At 37.2% G+C, this 26,860-nt stretch carries 20 protein-coding genes; 10 read left to right on the top strand and 10 right to left on the bottom strand.

Annotated features, from left to right (window positions below):
* Nucleotides 1–209 precede the first annotated feature (209 nt).
* Nucleotides 210–1,499 (bottom strand): homoserine dehydrogenase, encoded by a 1,290-nt coding sequence (locus FJR08_RS07680; RefSeq protein WP_168632757.1) that lies wholly within the window; start codon nucleotides 1,497–1,499, stop codon nucleotides 210–212.
* 131 nt (nucleotides 1,500–1,630) lie between these two features.
* Nucleotides 1,631–3,022: a ferredoxin--NADP reductase gene (gene petH / locus FJR08_RS07675; RefSeq protein WP_148760192.1), complete on the bottom strand. Its 1,392-nt coding sequence runs from the start codon at nucleotides 3,020–3,022 to the stop codon at nucleotides 1,631–1,633.
* An 830-nt stretch (nucleotides 3,023–3,852) separates the two neighbouring features.
* On the opposite strand from petH, the gene FJR08_RS07670 reads away from it, so the two are divergent.
* Nucleotides 3,853–4,854 (top strand): phosphoribulokinase, encoded by a 1,002-nt coding sequence (locus FJR08_RS07670; protein ID WP_015080196.1) that lies wholly within the window; start codon nucleotides 3,853–3,855, stop codon nucleotides 4,852–4,854.
* Between the two features lie 571 nt (nucleotides 4,855–5,425).
* Here FJR08_RS07670 and FJR08_RS07665 read toward each other — a convergent pair.
* The 3 genes from FJR08_RS07665 to FJR08_RS07655 all read right to left on the bottom strand — a co-directional run bounded on the left by FJR08_RS07665 (nucleotide 5,426) and on the right by FJR08_RS07655 (nucleotide 10,610).
* Nucleotides 5,426–5,821 (bottom strand): CU044_2847 family protein, encoded by a 396-nt coding sequence (locus FJR08_RS07665; RefSeq protein ID WP_168632751.1) that lies wholly within the window; start codon nucleotides 5,819–5,821, stop codon nucleotides 5,426–5,428.
* Nucleotides 5,822–6,279: 458 nt separating this feature from the next.
* Nucleotides 6,280–8,832 (bottom strand): AAA-like domain-containing protein, encoded by a 2,553-nt coding sequence (locus FJR08_RS07660; protein ID WP_168632750.1) that lies wholly within the window; start codon nucleotides 8,830–8,832, stop codon nucleotides 6,280–6,282.
* 125 nt (nucleotides 8,833–8,957) lie between these two features.
* Nucleotides 8,958–10,610 (bottom strand): AAA-like domain-containing protein, encoded by a 1,653-nt coding sequence (locus FJR08_RS07655; RefSeq protein ID WP_168632749.1) that lies wholly within the window; start codon nucleotides 10,608–10,610, stop codon nucleotides 8,958–8,960.
* 460 nt (nucleotides 10,611–11,070) lie between these two features.
* Between FJR08_RS07655 and metK the strand changes: the two genes are divergently transcribed.
* A complete protein-coding gene (gene metK, locus FJR08_RS07650; RefSeq protein ID WP_015080190.1) occupies nucleotides 11,071–12,312 on the top strand; it encodes a methionine adenosyltransferase in 1,242 nt (413 codons plus the stop codon).
* Nucleotides 12,313–12,403: 91 nt separating this feature from the next.
* Here the strand turns inward: metK and FJR08_RS07645 are convergent, their stop codons facing one another.
* On the bottom strand, nucleotides 12,404–12,862 hold the full coding sequence (locus FJR08_RS07645) for a pentapeptide repeat-containing protein (RefSeq protein WP_015080189.1): 459 nt from the start codon (nucleotides 12,860–12,862) through the stop codon (nucleotides 12,404–12,406).
* 225 nt (nucleotides 12,863–13,087) lie between these two features.
* Between FJR08_RS07645 and FJR08_RS07640 the strand changes: the two genes are divergently transcribed.
* Nucleotides 13,088–14,098: an adenosine deaminase gene (locus FJR08_RS07640; RefSeq protein WP_168632748.1), complete on the top strand. Its 1,011-nt coding sequence runs from the start codon at nucleotides 13,088–13,090 to the stop codon at nucleotides 14,096–14,098.
* A 318-nt stretch (nucleotides 14,099–14,416) separates the two neighbouring features.
* Here the strand turns inward: FJR08_RS07640 and FJR08_RS07635 are convergent, their stop codons facing one another.
* Nucleotides 14,417–14,752, bottom strand: coding sequence for a rhodanese-like domain-containing protein (locus tag FJR08_RS07635; protein WP_168632747.1), 336 nt, complete (start codon nucleotides 14,750–14,752; stop codon nucleotides 14,417–14,419).
* A 178-nt stretch (nucleotides 14,753–14,930) separates the two neighbouring features.
* Between FJR08_RS07635 and mutL the strand changes: the two genes are divergently transcribed.
* Nucleotides 14,931–16,598: a DNA mismatch repair endonuclease MutL gene (gene mutL, locus FJR08_RS07630; RefSeq protein WP_168632746.1), complete on the top strand. Its 1,668-nt coding sequence runs from the start codon at nucleotides 14,931–14,933 to the stop codon at nucleotides 16,596–16,598.
* A 36-nt stretch (nucleotides 16,599–16,634) separates the two neighbouring features.
* On the opposite strand, the gene FJR08_RS07625 is transcribed toward mutL, so the two are convergent.
* Both FJR08_RS07625 and FJR08_RS07620 read right to left on the bottom strand, forming a co-directional pair.
* Entirely contained in the window at nucleotides 16,635–18,914 is a 2,280-nt protein-coding gene (locus FJR08_RS07625; protein WP_168632745.1) for an ATP-dependent helicase, read from the bottom strand.
* A gap of 6 nt (nucleotides 18,915–18,920) precedes the next feature.
* On the bottom strand, nucleotides 18,921–19,082 hold the full coding sequence (locus FJR08_RS07620) for a hypothetical protein (protein ID WP_168632744.1): 162 nt from the start codon (nucleotides 19,080–19,082) through the stop codon (nucleotides 18,921–18,923).
* A gap of 1 nt (nucleotide 19,083) precedes the next feature.
* Here FJR08_RS07620 and FJR08_RS07615 point away from each other — a divergent pair, with 1 nt between their 5' ends.
* From FJR08_RS07615 to FJR08_RS07600, 4 genes are all read left to right on the top strand, one after another.
* Nucleotides 19,084–19,806: a Uma2 family endonuclease gene (locus FJR08_RS07615; protein WP_168632743.1), complete on the top strand. Its 723-nt coding sequence runs from the start codon at nucleotides 19,084–19,086 to the stop codon at nucleotides 19,804–19,806.
* Between the two features lie 261 nt (nucleotides 19,807–20,067).
* Entirely contained in the window at nucleotides 20,068–21,189 is a 1,122-nt protein-coding gene (locus FJR08_RS07610; protein ID WP_168632742.1) for a DUF262 domain-containing protein, read from the top strand.
* Nucleotides 21,186–22,319: a DUF3696 domain-containing protein gene (locus tag FJR08_RS07605; RefSeq protein ID WP_168632741.1), complete on the top strand. Its 1,134-nt coding sequence runs from the start codon at nucleotides 21,186–21,188 to the stop codon at nucleotides 22,317–22,319. The genes FJR08_RS07610 and FJR08_RS07605 overlap by 4 nt, the downstream gene beginning before the upstream one ends.
* A 4-nt stretch (nucleotides 22,320–22,323) precedes the next feature.
* On the top strand, nucleotides 22,324–23,271 hold the full coding sequence (locus FJR08_RS07600; RefSeq protein ID WP_168632740.1) for a hypothetical protein: 948 nt from the start codon (nucleotides 22,324–22,326) through the stop codon (nucleotides 23,269–23,271).
* A 282-nt stretch (nucleotides 23,272–23,553) separates the two neighbouring features.
* On the opposite strand, the gene FJR08_RS07595 is transcribed toward FJR08_RS07600, so the two are convergent.
* Nucleotides 23,554–24,639 (bottom strand): RuBisCO accumulation factor 1, encoded by a 1,086-nt coding sequence (locus FJR08_RS07595; protein ID WP_168632739.1) that lies wholly within the window; start codon nucleotides 24,637–24,639, stop codon nucleotides 23,554–23,556.
* A gap of 202 nt (nucleotides 24,640–24,841) precedes the next feature.
* Between FJR08_RS07595 and ubiE the strand changes: the two genes are divergently transcribed.
* A complete protein-coding gene (ubiE, locus tag FJR08_RS07590) occupies nucleotides 24,842–25,531 on the top strand; it encodes a bifunctional demethylmenaquinone methyltransferase/2-methoxy-6-polyprenyl-1,4-benzoquinol methylase UbiE (protein ID WP_168632738.1) in 690 nt (229 codons plus the stop codon).
* A gap of 54 nt (nucleotides 25,532–25,585) precedes the next feature.
* Complete coding sequence (locus tag FJR08_RS07585; RefSeq protein WP_168632756.1) at nucleotides 25,586–26,824, top strand: DUF445 domain-containing protein; 1,239 nt, start codon at nucleotides 25,586–25,588, stop codon at nucleotides 26,822–26,824.
* The last annotated feature ends 36 nt before the right edge of the window (nucleotides 26,825–26,860 follow it).

Here is a 26,860-nt window from a genome sequence, read left to right as displayed (position 1 = left end):
GTGTTAAGTATACATCATCACCCCATAATGTTTCGCTAAAAAACGCAAAAACGCCAACGGGAAAAAAGAGATTTATGGTATTGACAAACAATTTTAAAAATGTTATCATGAATTTGATAAGGAAGAACTATCTTATTGTTAATTAATAATAGAATGACAATATCCCCGACTTCTCAAAGAAGTCGGGGATATTTTGATCTTTTTATGTTTCAAAGCACTCGTAATACGCTGGGAATACTGTCTATTGATTCCATTGCTTGAATTTCTGTTAATGCTTGTCTAAAGTCCCCTTCCCGGACATTGTGGGTAACAACGACAATCTCGGCTAGTTCTCCCTGAAAGCCAGTTTGGACAACTGACTCTAAACTCACGCCATAATTACCAAAACAAGTTCCCAATCTCCCAATGACTCCCGCTTGGTCTTTGCTGAGGAAACGGGCATAAAAACGGGTTATTAACTCGGTAATGGGGGTAATTTGCGAGTAATGTTGATGTCTACAAGCGAGGAGAGAATTTGGTTTCGTGGTATTGGTTTTGAGGGTAGCAACAAGATTTAAGATATCTGATGATACTGCACTAGCGGTAGCCCCAGCCCCAGCCCCAGGACCGAATAACATCACTTGTCCTATCGGTTCTCCCTCGATCAGAATAGCGTTATAAACACCGTTAATACTAGCTAAAGGGTGGCTGTGGGGAACTAGGGTAGGATGAACTCTCACGGAAAGTTGGGAGTTATCTTCATCTAAATGTTGAGCTATTCCTAGTAATTTAATTACGAATCCTAATTTAGCAGCATAGGCAATATCTGTTTTTGTAACTTGACGAATTCCTTCACAATGGACATCTTCCCGATTGATTCGCCCGTCAAATCCTAAAGATGCCAAAATAGCAATTTTATCTCCAGCATCTAAACCATCCACATCCGCTGTCGGGTCAGCTTCAGCATAACCTAATTTTTGAGCATCTGCTAAGACATGATCAAATTCACTACCTTCTGTTTGCATCCTGGTGAGGATATAGTTGGTTGTGCCATTGACAATGCCCATGATAGCGCTAATGCGATTAACGCTTAAAGATTGTTTCAGGGGTTGAATTACAGGAATACCGCCACCAACGGCAGCTTCTAGCAGCACATAGACACCTGCTTCATTAGCAGCGGTGAAGATTTCTGCACCAAATCGAGAAATTACGGCTTTATTGGCGGTAATTACGTGCTTACCATTTTTAATAGCTGCCAACATGAGTGTGCGGGCGGGTTCTAATCCCCCCATTAACTCTACAACTATATCTACGGCTGGATCATTAACAATGGCTTCTAAATCCGTAGTTATCACCTCTGATGATAATTCTACAGCACGGGGTTTCGTGAGCGATCGCACACCCACCCGATATATTTCAATTTCCTGTAACAGCGGATGACGACCTACTTTGTCTTGCAACAATTGAACTGTCCCCGTTCCGACTGTACCTAATCCAAGTATTCCTAATTTAACAGCCACAGATTTTGCACCCACATGAAATTTACATAAAACAATTGTAGGCAGAGCCATAAGCCCTACCTACTAATTATCTGCTTTTAATTGTCTAATAACCAATGACCAATAACAAATGACCACTGACCAATAACAAATTAGTATGTTTCTACGTGCCAGCGGTGGGCTTTCTTGAGGTTTTTTTGGTAATCACTCCAAACTACACCTTCTTTGGCCGCAGCAGCACTTAAAGCTGCATCAATACCATCTTCCATACCGCGCAAACCGCAGATGTAAGTGTGGGTTTTTTCGTTTTTAATCAACTGCCACAATTCATCAGCGTGTTCCGCAACTCGGTCTTGGATATACATTCTGCCACCTGCGGGATTATTTTGTTCCCGGCTGATAGCATAGGTAAGACGGAAGTTTTTGGGATATTTCTCTTGCATTGCTTCCAATTCTTCTTTATAAAGAATATTGGGAGATGTTGGCACACCAAACAGCAACCAAGAAAATCCTTTAAATTGATATTCTGGGTTAGCTTTTCTTTCTGCATCCTTAAACATCCGCCACAGGTAAGTCCGCATTGGTGCAATCCCTGTACCTGTTGCTAACATGATTACATTAGCTTCAGGATCTTCAGGTAATAACATTTCTTTACCAACAGGACCTGTGATTTTAACATCATCACCTGGTTTGATTTTAGTCAGATAGCTAGAACAAACACCATAAACTGTTTCACCTGTTTCTGGATGCTTGTACTCTAACTGACGAACACATAGGGATATTGTTTTATCATCGAGATTATCGCCGTGACGAGTAGAAGCAATGGAGTACAGTCTGAGTTTTTCAGGCTTACCATTTTTATCTACGCCAGGAGGAATAATCCCGATACTTTGACCTTCTAAATACCGCAAGTTGCCGGCAGATAGGTCAAACTTGAGATGTTGAACAATCCCAATTCCGCCCTCTTTAACTAAGGTTTCATTAGAAATACACTTACCAATAAACGGAGCATTAGGACGATAAATGTTCACAGGAACATCAGCATGAGCATCTTTTTTAGCTTTTGCTTGAGTCATGGTCTGGCCTTTTTTCTCCTTAGCTGGTGATTTAGCAAAGCCTTTAGCTTCACTAGCATTACTTACAGGTGTGGCTTTACCATGTTCCTCTTCATTAGCATTTACCTCAGCTTTAACTTCTGTGCTAACGGGAATGTCAGCAGTTGCTAATTCAACTATTTCGTTGACTGGCTGTGAATCTCTGCTAACTGTAATCTCAGCAGCTACCAATTCAACTTTGCCGTTGACTTGCTCTAAAGCTGTAACAGGTTGGATACTAACAATTTTACCGCCCAGGCGAGTGATCCGTCGCATTTCTTGATTCATGCGGTTGTAAGGTACTCTGATGAATACACTGCCACTTTTACGAATGGGGTAGTTGGTCTGATCAGTTTCTTCAGTCTGACGCAAACCCATCACTTCGTAAACGAAGACGCGGCTACCTGATTCTATATTGGCAGCACCCTCAACAGCACCTTGATTGTACATTCCTTATACCACTCCGATATTTACTTAACCGTTTATCAAAAAAAATCATTCCCATCCTTCTGCGAGCTTTAGTTTACCGGATTTTCGGATCACAAAACTAGCCATCTGGGAAAACAACATCATTCATCATGATGCCTTGCTCTGTCCACTCGCCCAAGACCAGTAGGTATGGCAAAAAACACACCTGTTCACCTTCTAAATTAGAGGATAAGTCTTTGCGAGAATGTTAATAGTGAATCACTTTAATCTTTTTTTCCGAAAATACATAGTTTGAGACTTGTCAAAACAGGATTTTATAGTATATTGGCACTACAAAAATCCTGGGTATGAGGACAAGCCTTTCCATTCAGAAAATATCCCTAAAGAGTATATTATAACCTTGTTTGGTTACTGAAATAAAACCACTTGTCCCATTCTAGCATGACAGTGCGCTAACCTATTTTTTTCCTTCTTTCTTCTGACTGGTCACTGAGCGAAGTCGAAGTCCTAACTCCTATTTTCTCTCAAATCTAAAAAAAATGTATCATCTGTGGCAGAATGTTAAACAGATAATTGCTAGAGAACTAAATTCTTTCTGAGCATAAGTCTTGTGAGAGTACACCCCTTCTGTTAAAATTTAGGGCAACACTAAGATTAAATACTTACCAGCTATAAAATTAGGCTAATTAGGACGAGTAACTGCTATAGGCGGATAAGTTATTTGTTTAAATCTGTCATCGTTATGCTGGATAGCCAGAACGTGGGACGATACTTTTGGGGTAAGCTCCTAGATTCAAAATCTGCTGTGAGAAAAATTATTGATTGACACATTTAGTATTTAGAGGGAATTTATGACTAAGCCGGAACGCGTGGTACTAATTGGAGTAGCCGGAGACTCTGGGTGCGGTAAATCTACGTTTTTGCGTCGGTTGATTGATTTATTTGGCGAAGAATTTATGACAGTTATCTGTTTAGATGACTATCATAGCCTAGATCGTAAACAACGTAAAGAAACAGGCATAACTGCACTTGATCCCAGAGCAAATAACTTTGACTTGATGTATGAGCAAATTAAAGCTCTCAAAGAAGGTCAAAAAATACATAAGCCGATTTATAACCACGAGACAGGTATGATTGATCCACCAGAATGGATTGAGCCAAATCATATTATTGTCGTAGAAGGGCTGCATCCTTTATACGATGAACGGGTAAGAGCGCTTTTAGACTTCAGCGTTTACTTTGATATCAGTGATGAAGTCAAAATTGCTTGGAAAATCCAACGGGATATGGCTGAAAGAGGCCACCGCTATGAAGATGTTCTCGCACAAATCAATTCTCGTAAACCTGATTTTGAAAAATTCATCGAACCACAAAGAGAATTTGCTGACGTGGTTCTGCAAGTATTACCCACAAACTTAATTAAAAACGATACAGAACGTAAAGTTTTGCGGGTACGGATGTTACAACGGGAAGATAAAGAAGGCTTTGAACCCAGCTACCTGTTTGACGAAGGTTCAACAATTCAGTGGACTCCTTGCGGACGCAAACTGACCTGTTCTTACCCCGGTATGCAACTTTACTACGGTTCTGATGTTTACTATGGTCGTTACGTCTCAGTTTTAGAAGTAGATGGTCAATTTGATAACCTCGATGAAATAATTTACATCGAAACTCATTTGAGCAAAACATCCACTAAATATCAAGGTGAGATGACTCACTTGTTATTACAACACCGTGAATATCCAGGTTCTAATAATGGTACTGGTTTATTCCAAGTATTGACAGGGTTGAAAATGCGTGATGCTTATGAACGATTGACAGCTAAAGAAGCAAAACTAGCGGTTCAAGTCTAAAACAGCAGTTTGTGTCAAAAATTAGTGGAGGGAACATATTTAAATGTTCCCTCTTTTTTGTCTGAATCAGGATGTCCAGGATTTGAGGATTTGCAGGATTGTTATTTGGATATTATTTGATATTAGTAGCATTAAGTGAATATTTTGTCTGAATCAGGATGTCCAGGATTTGAGGATTTGCAGGATGGTTATTTGGATATTGTTTTGATAGTAGAATTAAGTGAATATTTTGTCAGAATCAGGATGTCCAGGATTTGAGGATTTGCAGGATGGTTATTTGGATATTATTTGATATTAGTAGCATTAAGTGAATATTTTGTCAGAATCTCAGGATGTCCAGGATTTGAGGATTTGCAGGATGGTTATTTGGATATTGTTTTGATAGTAGAATTAAGGATTATGATGATAAGTGGAAAAGAATATTTGGTAAATGCCTAAAATAAACAATATTCTCTAAACACTATAAATTACCGAAAATTCCTAGACTAATTCAAAAATAACATCCTGTACATCCTTTAATCGGTGGATATCATCTCGACTTCGCTCGATAACCACCTGATTCAGACAAAATTTATTTCTGATTAAATTTACATTTAACAGTAATTTTGATATTACTGCTAGTTTCTCCTGTGACAATATAAGGGATTCCTGTCATTCCTCCGACATTAACCCCAAATTCTAATGTAACTTCAGAAACTTCGGCTAAAGCTAAATCTTTGAAGGATTGAATAATATGTTTTGAATAAGATTGAATAGTTTTTTGGAGTTTGTCTCCCTGTTCTTTAATATTCAGTTTTTCATTCAGTTTTTCTAAGCCAAAACTGCGGTCTGCTTGTTCAGGGGTGGGAATTAGAAAATCTAGGTTCTCATTTTTTGGAGGTTGGGGAATAGGTTCAGCAATATTTTCTGATGCTTCGATATAAATAATTGTTCCGTCTTCTAATTGAATCGGTGTGAGTTGTGACATAAAGGTAAATTATCTTTTAATTAAGTTAGTATTTATATTATCATCTAGCGGTTCTCGGTTTATCTCGTTACCGGTTTCTGACTGGGAATGAATTCTAGAAGGCTCTGTCTTCAATCAAATTAGAGGCAGAGCCTCATTAACTGCATTCCTAGTCAGAGACTAGGAACGAGATAACCCAAAAGAAGATCAAGATTTTCTATTTGAAATACTCCGCAAAAGAAGAGAAGAGGAAACTAAGCAAGTTATAATTCATTCATTACGAGGGAAGTATTCTAATCTGGCGACAAGTAGCGATGATTTTGCAGGTAAGAAACAGATAGAGATTGCTTTGGAAAATTAGCAAGATGAATATTATTTTAGATGCTTGTGCTTTAATTGCTTTTTTCAAAAATGAGTTAGGGGCAGAAATTGTAGAAAACTACTTGTCTGATAATCAATATATTTGCATGATTCATGGCTTATATATTACAATCTACAAGTCTCTGCCAGGAAGAAGGGTAGTTCACGCCAAAACTCCACCTTGGTAACGTACCCCTCCTCACACTATCTAAATTATTATTATTTTCTTCTATAATACCCCAAACGGGTAGTTCTTTCCATGCTATCCAATTTCCCCTTTCCTCTTTGCCCATCTTCCATCCCATCTTTTCGCCAAAACTATTATACCCATCTTCGCTCCATTTTGTAAATGTTCCCCTTTTCGAGTCAAAATCTAAAGTGCCTGTTTTTATAAATATTTCTTTCTGAACGCTAAAACCGAATTTTCCGTTTGAGTTTGTAACCCATAAATTATCTACTTTTTTTAAATCCTGACATTGAAGGTTTTTAAAACTTAATTCACCTTTAGCGAAAAATGAAACAAACTCCGAATTTTTTAAATCTGCATCTTTCCATCTATTTTGCTTCATTAAATAGTCTAATTCATCTAATAAATGTGCTTTTAAAGATTCATAATAAACTGTATTTGATTTATCTAAATCATTAAGTTGACGATAAAGCGAAGCTACAATATCAGGATTACCATTGTAGAGAATATTGAGTTTTAACTTAAATAAATTAGTATTAGAAGATCTTAATTGAGATTTGAGAAGATTATATTTATCTGAGGCTATTTTGTAATTATTTAATGATTTTCCTAATTTACCTTGTACATAGTAAATATAAACTAGAGTTGCTAAATAACTAGAATCATTTTTATCAATATTATTTTCTTTTGGTAATTTTTCAAAACTTTTATTCAAGTCTTCTTTAGCTTTGTTATATTTTGATTCTAATTGTGGATTTTTCTCCTTTTTTGTTTTTAAAGATTCATATCCTAAAACCAGAGAACTATCTAACAAAGCTTCTTTAAGTTCTTGGTTTTTGATTTTTTCTTGTAAAACCAAACCTGCAATATTTAAAAATTGATTAGCTTCATTATTTTGTCCTGTTTGTTGAAGTTGAGAAGCTACTGCTGATAGTTCTCTGATTTTAGAAATATTTTGTTCCATTTTCGTAGTATTTTGTTTTGCTATAAATGCGGTTATTCCAAAAACTATAGCGAAACCTACACTAATAGATAAAACTAATCCTCCTGTTTTTTTAGCTTTCTTTAATTGTTTTTCTGCTTTTTTTCTAGCTTCTTCCTCAATAATTCTTGCTCTTTCTGCGGCTTCTTTCTCCTTTCTTTCCCTTTCTAACTCAGCTTCCTTTTCCCTTTCATTGATTTCTTCTTCAATTTCCTGCTGACGAGAAGCGGCTAAAAATTGTTTATCTTGAAAACTTACATTCTTAGATTCTGCCCATGCTTCTGCTGTTTTTAAAGCATTTCCTCGTAATAACCAAGAACTATCCTGACAACCTGAATTATACCACGCCCTAAATGCTTCAGAATAGGGACGTAAAGCAGCTAATTGACTATCAATCCATTGTTGATTAAACACCTCTCGATAAATGGGATTATAAACTTGTAAATGATTATTTCTTTTTACCACCAAACCCGACAACTGTAACTTTCCTTCCTCTCCAGTATTCTGACTAACCACTTCTCCCAGTTGATAAATCTTTTGATAAATATCTAATAATTCACCTGCCATTTGTTCATCAATTAAAATCCGTCTTTCAATAGTGCGTAAATGTTCCGGTTCATCTTTTGCTTGCCAATTTTCAATAATGTTAGTTCTGATTAAATTTTCTAACCATTCTGCATACTCCCCACTTTCTAAGGGGGTTTGGGAGGGATCATTTAAAACTAAATTACATATTTTTTGAGTTAAAAAAGGTTGTCCTCCAGTCCAATTTAAAATTAATTCTAATAACTTTTCTGGGTGATTGGTTTTAACACTCAATCCCTTTGCTAATGCTTGAGATTCTGCAAAAGTAAAACCTGTTAATTCTACGCCATAACCAATATTAAAAGGAGTCCGCGTTTTATCTTGAATTAAATCGCTGGGAGTAGCTACTCCTAATAACACAAAACTCAGACGATTATATTCAACATTATCAACTCGACGATTATAAAAAGAGCGAATTAAAGCGAAAAAATCATCTATATTAAACTGTAAACTGATGATACTATCAATTTCATCTATAAAAATAACGATATTTGAATCAACATATTTTAAAAGAATATCTCGCAGAAAATTACCAAAGAAATTTACCGCAGACAAAGATTCTTGATCATATTTATCCCACCAACTGTCTATATCACATTTTTCATTTAATTCAAAGGTATTAATTAATTCATTAATAATTCCTGAATACCATTGTAAAGGGGTAATATTAGCTGAACCAAATTCAGTTAAATCAATAGCAGCACAAGCAAATCCATCTACTTCTTTAAGTCGTTTCATTGTTTGAACTCTTAAAGAAGATTTACCCATTTGTCGAGAATTTAACACATAACAAAATTCTCGCTTTTTTATAGCCTGATATAGTTCATTATCGGCTTTTCTGGTAACATAAGTAGGAGCAGAAGCTGGGAGCGAACCACCTACTTGATATTCATAATTCACTGAGTTTAAATTTTCCATTTTTATGTCTGAATCAGGATTTCCAGGATTAAAGGATAAACAGGATGAGAATGGGGATTTTATCACCAATTACCAATTATCAGTGGTTAGATTTATTTGATTGTCATCATTTTAAATGATATCTATTAATATTGCAAGCGATCGCCAAAATAAAGCCGATATAAATTACATAGTGGAATTACCTTATTACCTTTTGATTCTGCCAATCCCATGCTTTTTAATTTAAAAGCATAAATCGGTTCTAAGGTAACGGCATCATCACTATTAACCAATTTTAACATAGCTGATTTTAGTTGTTTATTTTCTTCCAAAATTAAAAGATGACGATACAAATGGTCTTCATATAATCCTTCTTCAGTGGGAGCAATTTCTAAAAATTGCTTTAAAGTTAAGTCGTTAGTGGCAATATGATATAATGCCGTTCTCACCAAATAAGGATGACCGTCAATCATCCCCATTAATTGATTAACTTCTGTATCTGACCATTGTAATCCATGTCGTTTAACTAAATCCTGAACCTGTGCTAAACTAAACTTATTTAAATCAATTGGTAAACCCACATTAAAAGGAGATTTATTCACATCCAAAGAAATATAAACTTCCTGAGAATGGGAAATAACTAATCTCAGTTTTTGCCAAGTTTCATTATTTTTGCCTTTTTCATGCCATGAACGTAACATAGTGAAAAATTCATCAGCGATTTCACTATATTGAAAGATTCTATCTACCTCATCTAATCCTAGAATTACAGGCTGTTTCAATTCTTTTAAAAGATAGGATTGGAAATAATTTGTACAATTAGTTTGACTGCTATAACGTTGAGGTTTCCAATATTGATCTATCTTTTCTTCAATCCCTAATTCTAAACTGACATTGGCACAAAAAGACTCTAAAAAACTATCCAGATTTTTAAATAATTCTCGACTCCATAAATTAATAAATCCTGTTTGATAACCTTGCTTTTCTCCTTGATGTAAAATCCTACTCATTAATGAAGTTTTCCCCATTTGTCGAGGTGCTTTAATCCTAATTAATGCCCCAGGTTTTACAATAGCAGTATAACAGTTAGCCTCAATGGGAGGACGTTCAACATAGAAAGGGGAATTTAGAGGAACTTGACCATCTAAATTTTCAAAAGGAATATTAATATCTCTTGGTTGAATAGGTTCAGATTTCGACTCAGGTACACCCTGAATAATAGCTTTTTTAGTCGTTGCATCTTTTGTCCTCAAAACCGGAGTTAAATGCTCTGGAATATTTTCCATTTCAATGGCATTACATCCTAAATCAAAAGCACTTTTAATTGATTGTCCTGCAAATAAAGTATCGTAGAAACCAATAGCAAATTGTTTAGCGGCTTGATCACCAATTTTTTGATTCATCCCGACGACATAATTAACATAAGGATAAATACCTTCTGCTTGTACATCTGAATAACAAGCATTGAGAAAAACACAATCAATAAAAAAGATTTCTTGTAATGCTTTAAACAATTTAGCTAAAGGAGCAACTTTAACTAAAAAGGCTTCTCCATTATCTGCCATTAAAGCTAAACCCTGTTCTCCTCCACCATGTCCTGAGAAATGCACAATATCTGGCTTATGATCTAATAGGGTACGACGAAATTCTTGAGGACGGACTGCTTCTTCCACAATAATTTCAAATTGTTCACGGTTTTGGGAACGCTCCCAAGCACTTTTGATTTCCCTGACTTCTTCACTTAAACGCAACGGTTTTGTGTTGGTGGGGTTAGCGGTTAAAATAAGAATTTTTTTCATCACCGTCGTTTTATAAAGATATAGTTACCACTACCGTGTATTTGAAGTATTGTATCCTTTATAGTTACCAAAACCGTAACGGTGATCAAATCTCAGGCTATTTAGAGGTTGTTTGAAAAGTATTATATGAAACCCATAATCTCCAAAAACCTAACCCCCCTTCCCCCCTTCCCTACAAGGGAATGGGGGTTTTAAAGCCTCTCCCCTGGTAGGGGAGAGGTTTGGAGAGGGGTCTGGTTACACATTAAAAACTTTTAAAACATCCTCTTAGAACTTCAACAACAAGATCCCCGACTTCTCAAAGAAGTCGGGGATCTGAGTGCCTCTTGTTATACATACAAGCCTTTAGACACTGGGATAAAAGATACTTATTGCAAAAACTGTAATTATTGTTATGATTTCAGAAATTAGTAACTAATGTATTTCATTAGTGAAAAGAATCTATCAGGAGGAAATTCCTTTGTCTCGACGCTATTTATTTACTTCCGAGTCAGTTACAGAAGGTCATCCAGATAAAATTTGTGATCAAATCTCGGATACCATCATTGACGCGCTATTAGCAGAAGACCCTAATAGCCGTGTAGCAGCAGAAGTTGTAGTCAATACTGGTTTGGTGCTAATTACTGGAGAAATTACCACTAAAGCTCATGTCAATTATGTCCATCTTGCCCGTAAAAAAATTGCGGAAATTGGCTATACTGACGCTGGTAACGGCTTTTCTGCGGATAGCGCTAGTGTTCTAATTGCCTTGGATGAACAATCAGCGGATATTGCTCAAGGTGTAAATACTGCTAAAGAAGCCAGAACCGAGGATAGTGAAGAACTATTCGATAAAATCGGTGCTGGTGATCAAGGGATCATGTTTGGTTTTGCTTGTAACGAAACCCCAGAACTGATGCCTTTACCCATCAGTTTAGCACACCGCATTGCCCGAAGATTGGCAGGAGTTCGCAAAGCTGGTATTCTCCCTTACCTGCGTCCTGATGGTAAAACCCAAGTTACCATTGTTTATGAAGATGGCAAACCTGTAGGCATTGACACCATCTTAATTTCTACCCAACATACAGCTACCATTGGGGATATTACCGATGATGCTGGGGTACAGGCTAAGATTAAGGCTGACCTGTGGACAGAAGTAGTAGAACCTATATTTGGTGATATTGCTATCAAACCAAGTGAGGAAACCAAGTTTTTAGTTAACCCCACTGGTAAGTTTGTCATTGGTGGACCCCAAGGAGATTCCGGTTTAACAGGACGGAAAATCATTGTTGATACCTACGGTGGTTATTCTCGACATGGTGGTGGTGCATTCTCCGGTAAAGACCCCACGAAAGTAGATCGTTCTGCGGCTTATGCGGCTCGTTATGCAGCAAAAAATATTGTTGCGGCTGGGTTAGCAGAAAAATGTGAAGTGCAGCTAAGTTACGCCATTGGTGTAGCGCGTCCTGTCAGTATCTTTGTTGATACTTTCGGTACAGGTAAAGTGGATGATGAAATTCTGTTGAACTTAGTCAAAGAAAACTTTGAACTCCGTCCAGCGGGAATTATCCATGTCTTCAATTTACGTAACTTACCAAGTGAAAGAGGCGGACGTTTTTATCAGGACGTTGCAGCTTATGGTCATTTAGGAAGAACTGATTTGGATTTACCTTGGGAACACACTGATAAAGTGGATGTATTAAAGAAAGCGGCGTTTGCTTAATCAGTTAGTTTGATAACAAGATTTACTTTGAGGTTATAGACAATTTAATTATCTATAGCCTCTTTTTTTGGAGTTTCCTAAGTTAATTTACTTAATCCCAATCAGGGAACATAGCTCCATCTTCGCCACCAATACCAATCCCTGTGTTATATATGCCAGCATCGGTAATGTTAAGATTGTCCATTGATGCTTGATAGACGTTGGAATCATTGACTGTGGCGCGGGTAAGATTTGCACCGTTTAAATTGGCTTTTTTCAAATTGACGTTGGTAACAAAGGCTGATGTTAAGTTAGCACCTGCTAAGTTTGCTCCGGTCAAGTCAGCACCTTCTAAGTTAGCATTTGTAAGGTTAGCACCCTGAAGATTTGCGCCTCGCAAGTCTGCACCAATTAGATGAGTGCCACTGAGGTTGAGTCCTGATAGATTACACTGGATACATTCTCTAGTTGACAAAAGTTTCTGTAAATCTTTTTGGCTTCCAGCTTGAACTGAATTAGCTAGAAACAGGGGAGTTATCAAGGCCATAGCGGCTAATAGTTGAAGTTTCATACAATTTCCCCCTCTCACAATATAGTTATGTCTGTTCTTGTCCTCACGAACTCATTATCTCACTAATTGGCGAAAAAATGTTGATTTAAACTACAAGCTTGATATTTCTTTTTATAAATCAGCAATTGGGAATAGACAAGTGGTAAACTTTGTCAATTCGTAAGTCCTAGTTTTTTATAGTGGTTTTTGTTAAGATTGATGAAATTTTTCTGGTGAAATACCACTATGGCTTTATATGCAGAATTACATCGGCATTTAGGTGGTTCCGTTGTCCCTCGTGTCCTATGGCGATATTTCCAGCGTCATAATACTGAGTTGATTTCTCGCTTTGGTGAATATGCAGAGTTTGAAGATTTTTATACTCGTCCTCGTAATACTTTGGATGAATATCTAGAATTGCATACCCTTGTGGAAAGTGTGCAAACGGTGGAGACTTTACCTTACTTCATTTACCGTTTATTACGTGGTGCTTATATTTTTGAGAATTTGGCTTATTTGGAATTACGCTATACTCCCTATTTGCGAACTCCTGAACATTTGAGTCAAGAGGAAAGAATTGATAAGATGGCGGAGATTGTAGATGTTGTGGGTAAATCTAGTCATGTACCCGAATATCCCATTGTTACTAGTCAAATTCTTTGTATGCACTCCCGTTTATCTTTTGAGGTAAATAAGGCAATTATTGATTTGGCGGCGCAAAATAGAGAATATGTCTGTGCGGTAGATATGGCTGGTGGCGATCGCTATTATGCCCAAAGAATGGCAGAATGGATCAGTTTATATAATTACGCCCATTCACTGGGTATTAACACCACGGGGCATCTTTATGAAACTAAGGATGGTTGTTATCCCGAATTGTTACCCTATTTAATGCGAATTGGTCACGGTATCCAAATTCCGCTTTTGTATCCTGAATTGCTGCCAGAAGTTGCTAGAAGAGGACAATGTTTAGAAGTTTGTCCGACAACTTACTTGAAAACAGGAACTTTAGAGGATATTCGCCAACTCAAGTTAGTTTTTGACCGCTGTTTTGCAGCGGGAGTTGATATCGCTATTTGTACGGATAATGCGGGATTACATAATATGCGTCTCCCGTTTGAATATGAAAATCTTTTGACTTACGACATTATTAATTTTCAACAATTACAAGCTTGTCAAGATGCAGCTTTCCGCCATGCTTTTGCTTGGCCTCACAGTCAACGTCCAGCATCTTTGTTAACTGGGTTGTTGAAGTAGGGAACAGGGGAGTTGGGGGAGTTGGGGAGTTGGGGAGTTGGGGAGTTGGGGAGTTGGGGAGTTGGGGAGTTGGGGAGTTGGGGGAGTTGGGGGAGTTGGGGAGTTGGGGGAGGCAAGATTCTTTTATCCGCTACCTCCGCTACCTCCGCTACTTCCCCTACCTCCCCTACCTCCCCTACCTCCGCTACCTCCCCTACCTCCCCTACCTCCGCTACTTCCCCTACCTCCCCTACCTCCGCTACCTCCGCTACCTCCCCTACCTCCCCTACCTCCCCAACTCCCCCTACCTCCCCTACCTCCCCAACTCCCCCTACTCCTTTAACCTTCTACGCCTTCTGTAGCACCACCAATGGATTTCCAGGCTGATAAGCCACCGCCCAGTTCAGCTACTGTGGTAAAACCGAGGAATTGTAAGGTTCTCACAGCTTGGGCTGATTGGCTGTCATTTTCGCCATAAACATAGATTTGGCGTTCTCTGTAGAGGGATACTTGGGCGCGAGATTCTAAGTCATTGAGGGGGATAGAAATCGCTCCTGTGATGCGGCTATGATTGTATGTTGAGCGATCGCGCACATCAATAATTGTAAAAGCAGGTTGACCCCATTGAAGACTTGTCTTTAAGTCATTAACATCAGCAACTAAATCAATACTCATAAGTTTTTTCTGCGGCTAATATCATCAGAAATCTACCAAATATCTCTTCTTAATGCGGATTTCTTTAGAATGACAGCAGATTCTAAAAATTAATCTTTTGTAATCATAATATTGTAAGCTAATGTTCTCTAGATTCAAAAAATACTTAATTTTTAATTTTTAATTGTTAATTCCTCCTATGGTATCTACTATTCAAGCCTTACCAACAGAAGTTGTATATTTAATTACGGCAGGAGAAGTAATTGATTCTTTGGTAGCTGTTGTCAGGGAGTTGGTGGAAAATTCTCTTGATGCTGGCGCAACGCGCATTGTTGTTTCTTTATGGCCGCAACTGTGGCGAGTTCGGGTGGCTGATAATGGTCATGGGATGAATTTGGATGATTTGCAACAAGCCGCAACTGCACATAGTACCAGTAAGATTCATTCTAGTGCAGACTTATGGAAGATTAACAGTTTGGGGTTTCGGGGTGAGGCTTTACATAGTTTAACAACTCTGGCAAATTTAGAAGTTTTAAGTCGTCCTTTAGGGGGAAGTGAAGGCTGGCGAATTAATTATAATAATGAAGGAGAAGTAACAGAAGTAGACTTTGCGGCGATCGCTCCTGGTACTGTCGTAACAGTTAATAATTTATTTGCTAATTGTGAAAACCGTCGTCAAGGTTTACCTCCGACAAATCAGCAATTAAAAGCTGTACAAGGGATAATTCAACAAATAGCTTTATGTCATCCTCATGTTAATTATCAAGTTTGGCAAAATGATAAAGAATGGTTTACGATTTGTCCCGCATTAACTGTGGGAAAACTAATTCCCCAGATTCTCACCCAAGTCCGACAAGATGATTTACATGAGGTAAATTTAGAAATCCCCAATCGGGAAAATTGGTCTTTGCATTTAGTGATAGGATTACCCGATAGATGTCATCGTCATCGTCCTGATTGGGTGAAAGTGGCAATTAATGGGAGAATGATTAAATCGCCGGAATTAGAACAGACAATATTTTCAGCTTTTCATAAAACATTACCACGCGATCGCTATCCTGTTTGTTTTTTACATTTAACTATTTCCCCTGAACAAATTAACTGGAATCGTAACCCTGCGAAAACAGAAATTTATCTGAATGAACTACCTTTTTGGCAAGAACAAATTACTGAAGCCATTAATAAATCATTGCGGATTTCGGAAACTAATATAAAAGAATCTGTTCACACAACCAGAGTTAGTAATTTATTAAAAGTAGCAGAATCTAAAGGTGAATATAATTTCAATTCTCAAAGTTCTCAAAATTTCCAAAGTAATGAAAATCAAAATTATTTAAAAGCTATTGCTCAAGTCAGTAATACTTATATTGTGGCTGAACATTCTGGAGGAATGTGGTTAATAGAACAACATATAGCCCATGAACGAGTATTATATGAACAATTATGTGATAATTGGCAATTAGTCCCTGTGGAAACTCCAATTATTATTTATCAATTATCACCAGCGCAGGTTTCCCAATTACAACGGATTGGTTTAGATATTGAACCTTTTGGTGATAAACTTTGGGCAGTGCGAAACATCCCTAATATGTTAAAACAACGAGAAGATGCTGCTGATGCCATTTTAGAGTTAAGTTGGGGAGGAGATCTACAAACTGCTCAAGTTGCTGTTGCTTGTCGGAGTGCAATTCGCAATGGTACAAAAATGAGTTTACCAGAAATGCAGACCTTATTAGATAATTGGCAACAAACCCGCAACCCGCGTACCTGTCCTCATGGTAGACCAATTTATTTATCTTTGGAAGAATCGGCATTAGCGCGGTTTTTTCGCCGGAATTGGGTAATTGGGAAAAGTCATGGGATTTGAAGCTTATCAGAGTATTATTTTAGTCCCGTCCCAATTTCAGCGCGGAAATTGCCGTTTTAAAGCTGCAAAAACTGGACAAGGGGCTGATGTTTGTAAATTCTCCGGTTTACTCCAGGTAAAGGGGGCTTTTTGAGCCGCAGACATCCATAAAAGTTTTTTGGCTCTAGTCATGGCAACATAAAGTAAACGATATTCTTCGGCGATTTTCAGGTATTTTGATTCTTCCCAAGCTTGAGGAATATCAGGTATAGGTTTTTTGTGAAGTCCCGCACGAATTTGGGCGCGGACGACTTCTGATAAAGTAAAATCACCTAAAAATTGTCCTTGGGGGGGAATCCAAAATCTGCCAGGAATTAAATTTTCATGAAGAAAAGGCAAAAATACATAATCCCAGTCTAGCCCTTTGGCTTTGTGCATGGTAATAATTGTTAATTGCCCTGCTTTAGTATATTGTGCTTCCACATTCTCTGGTTCTACAGATTCAAATCTTTCGGAACTGACAATTTCACTTAAAGCTAATATCATTGCCCCCATAGAACTATTCCCAAAAATTTGCAAATTTACCCGTTCTGCAAGTTTATCAGCAGTAGCTAATTCGGCCTGATCATATTTTAAAGTTAAGGCAAAAAAGGAAATTATTTGATAAAATGGTAGTTCTAAATAAGCCCTAAGTAAACTCCGACAAAGATGAGCTGCTTTTTGGACTATTTCTATTTGGGGTGCGCTTAAAAGACTTGGATATAAAAATTCTTCGGGTAGACTAGCTAGAGTGTTAATATCTTGAGTCGGAATTAATTGCCGTTCGACGAGAACATCTAAAGTAGCTTTGAGATAATCGGGAGAATGGGGACGCTCACAAAACTGCAATAATGATAAAATCTCTTGAGGAACATGAGAACGGCGTTCTTTTTCTCCCACATCATAAAGTTTAATTTTATGTTCTTTGCATATTGGTTCTAAAGCCGCAGCTAACCATCTTCCTTGACGATTTTCTCGCACTAATATCGCTGCACAAGCTTGGGGATTTTCTGTAAATAGTTCAATTGCTCTTTGGGAAAGTAATTCAACTGTATGATGAATATCTCTAGGAGTATAAAGTTCCAAACCTTGTCCCACAGGTTCAGGATTGCCATTTTCTTGATTAACTGGTTGAATTTTCTGAATTCTAAATGGTGGTTGTCTACGATTAGTTTTGGCAAAATCCTGATTATTTACCCATTCTAAAGCAAAGTTAGCCGCATCAATAATTATTTGTGTACTACGACCAGCTTGATCCATTTCCGCTAGTCTATCTTGAATTTGACAATCTTCGCAAAATTCCCGAAAATAAATCGGGTCAGCAGGTGTAAATGTAGAATTAATGGCTTGATTAGGATCACCAACTCTAATTAAATTCAAGGCGGATTTATCTAAGTTATCTCCAAATTCTTGACTAGCGAGTATTTCTAATAAATCTGTTTGTAGGGGACTAGAATCTTGAGCTTCATCTTCAAAAACAGCAAAAACTTTATTTTGTTCAATCCGGCAGGTACTAGGATTTTTTAAAACTTTTAAAGCCCCTAAAATCATATCATCGTAATCAATGAAATCTTGCAACTGCATGATTTTTTGATATTGTGCATATAATCCGGCTGCGACTTTCAAAATTCCATATTTATCTGAAGTTTGTTCACTCCACTTGAATAAATCTGCGGGTGATATTCCTGAACTTTTCGCTTCATGAATCACCGTATAAGCTAAATCTGGTAATACTTCCGTTCTTAACACTGACTGACGACGGAGTTTTTCGGTTTCTTCTCCATCAAATTGCTGTCCTGCAAGTAAGCGCAGATAAATTTCAGGATAATTAGTAATCCATTGTTCTACGGCTGTCCGAATGAATTTATGACTTTGATTCGGTGTAATTAAGGTCGCATTTTCTAACTGTAACCCGGATAAATGAGGATGACGACTAGCGATAATTAAGGCTAAACCATGCAAAGTATAAACTGCAAATCCTGTTTGTGGTAAAGATAATTTTTTTAAGTTTTCCCGAATTTTAAATTTAATATTTGCAGTTGCAGAACGGGTAAAGGTGACAACAATTAACTGTTTATAATCCTTATTACCTGTATTTAAATAATACTCATATTGACGAGCAATAGCGATCGCTGCTGCTGCCGCCATTCCCGTTGATTTTCCCGCTCCAGGCACGGCAGACACCGCCAATGGACCTGATTGCCAATCCGCCATTTGTGTCTGTCCTGGGCGCAGTTGGGCGCGAATGAGGGCAATATTCTCTGTTAATTTAGTAATAGGTGATTGGTCATTAGTCATTAGTTTTTATACAAGCTGTGTAATTTGATTTAAGTTAATATCCTCAATGAGAGGAATATCTACAGAGGTAGGTTCATTACATCGTACGATGCCTGCGGAGCGCTGGGCGATCGCTTTACCCCCTAATTTTGCTAAAGTAGAATAAACCTCACACCAGCAGGAGGACATAATGACTTTTACAACTGATGTCCAGGAAGATCCAGACTTACGCCCTTATCCAGAAACCTCTCTTCCAGACCACACTCAACTCCCAGAGTCGGACGGTACGTTCGTGAAAAATTGGCAAGAACATCCCCAAACTATTCTACTAACTGATTCTATCAAACCAGTATTGCAAAAACTTTATCCTGATAGTCAATATTTTATTGGACAGGATTTAGGTATTTATTGGCGTATTACTGAACCACCAGAAAAAGGTGCAGAAGCACCAGACTGGTTCTATGTTCCCAATGTACCACCTACCTTAAATGGTAAAACCCGACGCTCCTATGTCCTTTGGCAAGAATATATTTCGCCGTTAATTGCGTTAGAATTTGTTTCGGGGAATGGTAGTGAAGAAAGAGATAAAACGCCTTGGAAGGGTAAATTATGGATTTATGAACAGGTTATTAAACCTGCTTTTTATGGCATTTATGAAGTGAATAAAGCCAGTATAGAAGTTTATGAATTAATTGGTGGAAAATATCAGTTATTAGCAGCAAATGAACGAGGACATTATTCAATTACACCTATGGGTGTGGAGTTAGGTTTATGGCAAGGTGAATATCAAAATGCAGAACTACCCTGGTTGCGGTGGTGGGATTTGCAAGGTAATTTGTTATTAACTGGTGAAGAAAGAGCAAATCGCTTGGCTGCACAGTTACGGGCTTTGGGAATTGAACCAGAAGCGTAATATTATTTGGATTTTGGGTTAAAGATGCGATAGGATAAATTTTGGATCTGATAGGGGATATAAGAGGTTGTTTGAAAAGTATTATATCAAACCAGTAATCTCCAAAAACCTAACCCCCCTACCCCCCTTCCCTGCAAGGGAATGGGGGTTTTAAAGCCTCTCCCCTGCAAGGGGAGAGGTTTGGAGAGGGGTCAGTCTATACATTCAAAACTTTTCAAACACCCTCTAAGTAGAATGAGTAAGGAGTAAGGAGTAAATGCCGTGACAGATTTCAAGGATAATGAAGTTTTAGATTTGGAAGATAGTGATGATGAAGAATATGAAAAAGTAACTTTTGAATATGATCCTGATAAAATTAATATTGCCACGAGACAACCAACAATTGAACAATTATTAAGACGAATTGATCAGGCAGCACTTGATTTAGCACCTGATTTTCAGCGTCAGGCAAATATATGGACTCCAGAAGCTAAAAGCCGACTTATTGAGTCTATTCTTATTCGCATTCCATTACCAGCTTTCTATATAGATGCTACTAACGATGATGAATGGGTAGTTGTAGATGGTTTACAACGGTTATCGGCTTTAAAGCACTTTGTTAGTGATAAAAGTGATAAAAGACTTACATTAAGTGGACTAGAATATCTGACAAATCTTAATGGTAAAACTTATGATGATTTAGAACCAAGATACCAACGACGAATTCTAGAAACTCAGCCTACAGTCTATTTAATTGAAAAAGGCACTCCTATAGAAGTAAAATATAATATTTTCAAAAGAATTAATACTGGAGGCGTGGGTCTTTCAAATCAAGAACTACGTCATGCTCTCAACCCGGGGAAAGCCAATGAATTTTTGCGAAAACTTACAGGTCTATCTGAATTTATACAGGTTATTAATCTCAGTAGCGTGAAGAAAAAACGTATGGATGATCGAGAATTTGTAGTTGGTTATCTGGCATTTATGCTTACTCCTTATAAAGATTATAAAGAAAACACTAGGGATGTATTTTTGAGCGAAGCCTTATCTAAAATAAATAATTTAACTGATGATGAATTAATAAATATTAAGGAAAAATTTAAAAAAGCAATGTTGGCTGCTTATGATATTTTTGGAGATAGTGCTTTTCGGAAAATTACTCACAAAAATAATAGGAGATTTCCAGTTAATAAATCCCTTTTTGAATCTTGGTCATTTCATCTTAGTCAGTTAAGTGATGAAGATATAGAAAAATTAAAAAAATATAAGCAACAACTAATTGACAAGTTTATTGAATATGCAGATAATGATAGAGAATTTTTAGCATCCATATCCCAAGCGGCAAAGAAAGTTGAGTATAGATTTGAAACTATTGGTAAAATTATTCAGGAAGTATTGTCATGATTAATTCACTGCGGTTAATAAATTTTAAGGCTTTTGAAGATCAGTTACTAGAGTTCAAACCTCTAACTTTACTTTCTGGGTTAAATAGCACTGGTAAATCTTCAGTATTACAATCCTTACTGCTTCTCCGTCAATCGAATGAAGAAGGGGTATTAAGAAATCAATGGTTAGCACTAAAGGGTACATTAGTTGATATTGGCACTGCTCAAGATGCATTTTGTGAAACAGCAAAATTCCCTTATATTGGATTTGAAATAGGTTGGGAAAATGGTAGTCAAGGTGTGTGGCATTTTTATTATGATTTAAATAAAAAGGGAGCAAATAATTTAAAAATGGTTGATGAAAACTCAGTTAACCCTAAAGTTTATGAATCTAGTTTGTTTGATGTAACATTTCACTACCTTCAAGCAGAGCGCATTGGTCCCCGTCCATTTAATGAAATAATAAATTCTTCATCCTTCTTTTATGGACAACTGGGTACTAGAGGTGAATATACAGCCGATTTTCTAGCTCTTTCTGAAAATATAGAAGATCAATATGTTATTCCTAATCGTCAACTAAGTCATCCAGAAGCTAAATCTTTTTGTTTAATAGACCAAGTTGAAGCATGGATGAGAGAAATTAGCCCTGGAACACGCATAAAAATTAAATCAAGTTCAGATATGGGATTGGTGAATATTCAATACTTTTATGGTGATAGTAATCCTTACCGTGCAACTAATGTAGGATTTGGAATTACCTACATCTTGCCAATTATTGTAGCTATACTTTCATCATTGTCAGGTACACTAATTCTAGTTGAAAACCCAGAAGCACATCTTCATCCTAGAGGACAAGCAAAAATGGGAGAATTATTAGCACTTGCAGCTAGTTGTGGTGTTCAAGTTGTGATAGAAACTCATAGTGATCATGTTTTAAATGGCATTCGTCTTGCTGTTCATGGAGGTAAAATTAAACCAGAAGATGTACAGTTACATTATTTTCAACGTCAGGAAAAACAAGGACAAGGTTTTACAGAAGTAGTTTCGCCGCGTATTAATCGCAGTGGTAGAATTGATAAGTGGCCAGATGGTTTCTTTGATGAATGGGATAAAAGTTTAGAGGTTTTATTAGAGCCAGTAGAAGAGTAAAAATATGGAATTAGAAATCGTTTTTAATGAACTCTGCTTACAAACTTCTTCTACTGATATTAATACAGCAAGACAACTAATGACAGATTTCATAAATACTATACTTGCTATTAAAACTCCAAGTAGTTGTAAAAAGAAACTTCGTACCCAAAGCAATTTTAATAATTTACAGCTTGCACCAAATTATCTATTAGTTCAATGGCGTAATGATCAAGATGTAGATATAGATGCTCGAAGATTAATTAGAAGTTTACAAGATAAAAATGATCCTCCTCTACCAGATATTGCCGATCCAGAAATTCAGGTAACTTATCAAGGACAGAATACGATTGGAATTTATTATGCTTACGTTAACAATTCTCTATCCATAAGTTTACAATCTGAGCCACAGTGGGACACTAGTATTTTGGAGGTAGAGGTAATAAGAATAAATGAAGATGAAGAAGATCCTTTGATTATTACTAATGATATTGTAAAACACGCCAGTTGCATCACTCATGGGAGAGAACATACTGATTGGTTAGAAGAAGGCTTCAAAATAAATATAGAGAACGGTAATGAAATTTGGGATAGAAAAGAAGAGTTATTTCCTAATCTAGAATTTTGTGATAATGTCAGCAAACAGTTGAAAAATATTCAATATAGACAATTAGAATTAGCACCAGTATATAAAACCCTAATTGAACTTCAGAAATGTTGTCAAAATTGGAAAAGTGGAGGATTTAGTGTCACAGGTTATCCTCTTGATGAATCTGGAGAAAGTGAACCAACTTTAAATAAATATGGACAAGAAAGACTATTTACTTGTCCTGATAATGAGGAACGTTTCTTTGAACGTCATATTAAGTTAAGATCCTGTAACTGGCGGATTCATTTCTTTCCATTGCAGCCAGGAAAAGTTATTATTGGCTATGTAGGTCGTCATCTTCCTACAGTAAATTATCGAACATAATTATTTTCTGGTTGCACATCTCCATGAATCAAGTTATTGTCACGTACAACCTTATATACTAAAAATATCTTCACTACTTGATTGTACGGGTAGGGGTTTAGCAGTGCTAAACCCCTACATACAGCGGTTTCCGCTCTTATGAGGTACAAAGTTGAATCATGAAACTCTTGTAGTGCGGGCATCTTGCCCGCTAGATATGTACCTCATAACACCGGGAAGTGCTGTATCTACGCAAAACTGTTAAATTAATTTCTTCTTCCTGACTCGGTGACTCCTATTGCATTATTCGTCAATTTGCCAAGCATCTTTGGTATATTCTTCATCAAGAACTTTCTTAGGACGAACCAAAACAATCATTTTTCCTAACAAGGGAATTGCTGGTGCGGTTTCAAACCATTGAAAGTCAATACTATCGCCGTTTTCAAACACAAAGTAGTTGGAAATATCCCATTCTCTTTGAGCGCGATCTATAACGATCATAATCGGTTCAACTTTATTTTGATGGGGGTTGGGGAAAATATCGCTTTTACCAATGACAACTACAGGATCTTCGGCATTTAGTAGCACTTTCCAACCTGGTAAAGATACCCAAGCTTGTTCTCCGGCAAATTTAACAATGCGAAAGGGTTGAATTTCCGTAATAAATGGTACGGCTTTTAATTCCTGTGGAGTTAATGGCAATTCACCTACTACTGGTAAAATCCGGGGTAAGTCTTCATCAATTTCTAGCCGATAAAATGGCAAAATAGGCGGAGCTAGTTTGGGAGCAACGCTAAAATCCATTAACAGTTGTTCTAGTTGTTTTCTAGCTGTTTCGGAGTGAACAAAGCGTAAACCTTTGGCAATTAAGCGCGATCGCTCTGATAAATCAGATTTTTGTCTAGCGTATTTCCAGGATTGATAAGCGATCGCATCTCCTGGATGTTTACTAAAACCTTCGGGTAAAGTAGGAAACCAAGAATAGTCTTTCACTGCTTTGGCTATATCCCTGACTACATCGGCATCAAGTTTGTATTGATATGTCAAATCCGCAGTCGTGGCTCGGTCTTCTTGGGTTAATCCACGCAATTCATATAAGACATCACTACTCTTGGTGCTATAATATGCCAATGTTTCTGGTGATGAGCCGCATTTTTCCAGAGAATTGTAAACCTGAGAGCCAACAATCACCTGATTTTGTTGAATCTGTTCAAATCCTGTGGCTTCAAAGATATCTTGGGGATTGTAACCGTTTTTTTGCAGGTAAGCGATCGCTTGTCCCCATTCCACCCAAGTCCCCTGTTTTTGTCTCAGCTTGACTAATAATTCTGTGGCTGTCTGTGCTGTATCCTGTGCAGGATTTTGAAGATTGGGCTGTGTTTCGGTCATAATTAAAAAGTGCGTCTTTAAAGTTAATACTGTCTGATGAGTGCGAAGAAATATAAAGTTGGGAAACTATATTCTTCTATTATGTGTGTTTTAATTATGAAAATAGTCAGAAAAAATAAGTGAGATATATAAACCAAGTTCGCTGTCAACGCCTAACCCCTGAAAGTGCCAAAAAACTTAATGTTCCCTACTCCCTCAACGAATGAGTAACGAAGTCCGCGCTATATTTAATCGTATTGCTCCTGTTTATGACCAACTTAACGATCAATTAAGCTGGGGACAACACCGCCTTTGGAAAGAAATGACAGTCAAATGGAGCGCAGCTAAACCTGGTGATACTGGCTTAGATTTGTGCTGCGGTAGTGGTGATTTAACTTTTCGGTTAGCACGTCATGTAGGGGTAACAGGTCAAGTTTACGGAGTTGATTTTTCTGCCAACTTACTGAATACTGCTCAAGAGCGCTGCAAAAATTACTATCCCCTACCTCCTATTAATTGGGTAGAAGCAGATGTATTAAATTTACCTTTTGATGATAATTATTTTGATGCAGCCACTATGGGTTATGGATTAAGAAATGTTAAAGATATTCCTAGTAGTCTCCAAGAAATATACCGTGTTCTCAAACCAGGAGCTAAAGCCGCAATTTTAGACTTTCATCGTCCCCACAATCAACAGTTCCGCGCAGTGCAACAATGGTATTTAGATAATCTTGTAGTTCCCATGGCCACTAATCTCGGCTTAAAAGACGAATATGCTTATATTAGCCCCAGTTTAGACCGCTTTCCTACTGGGAAAGAGCAAATAGAATTAGCGCATCAAGTTGGTTTTGTGGATGTCACACACTATCCCATTGCTAACGGTATGATGGGAGTATTAGTAGTAATTAGATGATTGGTAATTACCCATTATCTATTACCCACTACCCATTACCTAATCCAAAAGCCTGTGGATTTGTCTCGAATTTTATTGTATATCTCACCCCCAATCCTGGGTGGATTAATTGGCTATTATACCAACGACATAGCCATAAAAATGTTATTCCGTCCCTATAAAGCAGTTTATGTTTTTGGGAAAAAAGTCCCGTTTACGCCAGGTTTAATTCCTAGTAATCAGGAACGGTTAGGACAAAATATTGCTAATGCGATTATGAAATCGCTACTGACTCCAGAGGAAATGCAAAATCTGGCGCGAAGACTCCTGCAACCTGAACGACTACAAGGCGGAATTTTCTGGTTATTACGTCTGGTAGTTGATCAAGTTAAAGGTGATAAAAACCCTCGTAGCACTAAGATTTTGGCGGGAGTTTTACGTGATTTATTGGGTGAATCTTTACCACGTCTTTTGAAGGTTTTAGCGCGACAAGAAACATTTTTAGAGACGCAAATTAACCAAATATTTGATAAGGTATTATTAGAGTTTCAACTTAGTGAAGAACAATCTGTCCGGTTAGCTGATTGGTTATTAGAGATAGTTTTACCTCCCGATAGATTACGACAAGTTATTATTGATTTTTTAACAGATCGGACAATTCACACCATTGATGAGAGTTTTCGCGAAAAAACCAGTGGTACTTATTGGGTAGTGGCAAATCTGTTTGGGTTGAAGAATACTTTGACTCGGTTACGGACATTTTGTTTAGATGAAAAGGAAGCAACTAATAAAAGATTGCAAGAATTAATTAAAGATTTAAAAATGCGCGATCGCATTAAGGAATTATTACAAAATTTATCTTTGCAAAATCTTCCTGTTGGTACAGTCCGTCAACTGCGAAAAACGATTAGAGATAGTGTGCGTGAATATCTCCAAAATAGTGGTAGGGACTTGCTCAAAGAATTAACAGAATCGGCTGACTGGGAAAGAATTTCTGTTGTCTTGTTAAATCGGTTAAGTAGTTCAGCCGTTGTCAACACTTCTTTAGAAGTTGTGGCACGGGATTTGGCATTAATTTTAGAGAAGTATTTAACTCAAGATTTAGAAATTATTGTTGCTCAAGCAATTCCTATTTTATCTATAGATCAAGTGATTGTGGAACGAGTAAAAGCCACCTCACCTGCTGAATTAGAAGATGCTATTGAGGGAATTGTCAGAAATGAATTACAAGCAATTGTCACTTTAGGTGGTGTTTTAGGTTTTGTTGTCGGTTTGTTGCAAGTAGGATTTCTATTTTTGAGTCAATCTATGTAATTGAGAATTGGGAATTCCTACTAACAACTGACAACT

The organism is Dolichospermum sp. UHCC 0260 (assembly GCF_009711985.1).
Classification (GTDB): domain Bacteria; phylum Cyanobacteriota; class Cyanobacteriia; order Cyanobacteriales; family Nostocaceae; genus Dolichospermum; species Dolichospermum lemmermannii.
The sequence above is the reverse complement of the archived record's forward strand: the minus strand, read 5'-3'. Positions and strand labels throughout refer to the sequence as shown.

Bases quoted from the DNA above. Each gene is read 5' to 3' on its own strand.
- petH (WP_148760192.1), bottom strand. From the start codon at position 3,022: ATGTACAATCAAGGTGCTGTTGAGGGTGCTGCCAATATAGAATCAGGT.
- FJR08_RS07670 (WP_015080196.1), top strand. From the start codon at position 3,853: ATGACTAAGCCGGAACGCGTGGTACTAATTGGAGTAGCCGGAGACTCT.
- FJR08_RS07665 (WP_168632751.1), bottom strand. From the start codon at position 5,821: ATGTCACAACTCACACCGATTCAATTAGAAGACGGAACAATTATTTAT.
- FJR08_RS07660 (WP_168632750.1), bottom strand. From the start codon at position 8,832: ATGGAAAATTTAAACTCAGTGAATTATGAATATCAAGTAGGTGGTTCG.
- FJR08_RS07655 (WP_168632749.1), bottom strand. From the start codon at position 10,610: ATGAAAAAAATTCTTATTTTAACCGCTAACCCCACCAACACAAAACCG.
- FJR08_RS07645 (WP_015080189.1), bottom strand. From the start codon at position 12,862: ATGAAACTTCAACTATTAGCCGCTATGGCCTTGATAACTCCCCTGTTT.
- FJR08_RS07640 (WP_168632748.1), top strand. From the start codon at position 13,088: ATGGCTTTATATGCAGAATTACATCGGCATTTAGGTGGTTCCGTTGTC.
- FJR08_RS07635 (WP_168632747.1), bottom strand. From the start codon at position 14,752: ATGAGTATTGATTTAGTTGCTGATGTTAATGACTTAAAGACAAGTCTT.
- mutL (WP_168632746.1), top strand. From the start codon at position 14,931: ATGGTATCTACTATTCAAGCCTTACCAACAGAAGTTGTATATTTAATT.
- FJR08_RS07625 (WP_168632745.1), bottom strand. From the start codon at position 18,914: ATGACTAATGACCAATCACCTATTACTAAATTAACAGAGAATATTGCC.
- FJR08_RS07620 (WP_168632744.1), bottom strand. From the start codon at position 19,082: ATGTCCTCCTGCTGGTGTGAGGTTTATTCTACTTTAGCAAAATTAGGG.
- FJR08_RS07615 (WP_168632743.1), top strand. From the start codon at position 19,084: ATGACTTTTACAACTGATGTCCAGGAAGATCCAGACTTACGCCCTTAT.
- FJR08_RS07605 (WP_168632741.1), top strand. From the start codon at position 21,186: ATGATTAATTCACTGCGGTTAATAAATTTTAAGGCTTTTGAAGATCAG.
- FJR08_RS07600 (WP_168632740.1), top strand. From the start codon at position 22,324: ATGGAATTAGAAATCGTTTTTAATGAACTCTGCTTACAAACTTCTTCT.
- FJR08_RS07595 (WP_168632739.1), bottom strand. From the start codon at position 24,639: ATGACCGAAACACAGCCCAATCTTCAAAATCCTGCACAGGATACAGCA.
- ubiE (WP_168632738.1), top strand. From the start codon at position 24,842: ATGAGTAACGAAGTCCGCGCTATATTTAATCGTATTGCTCCTGTTTAT.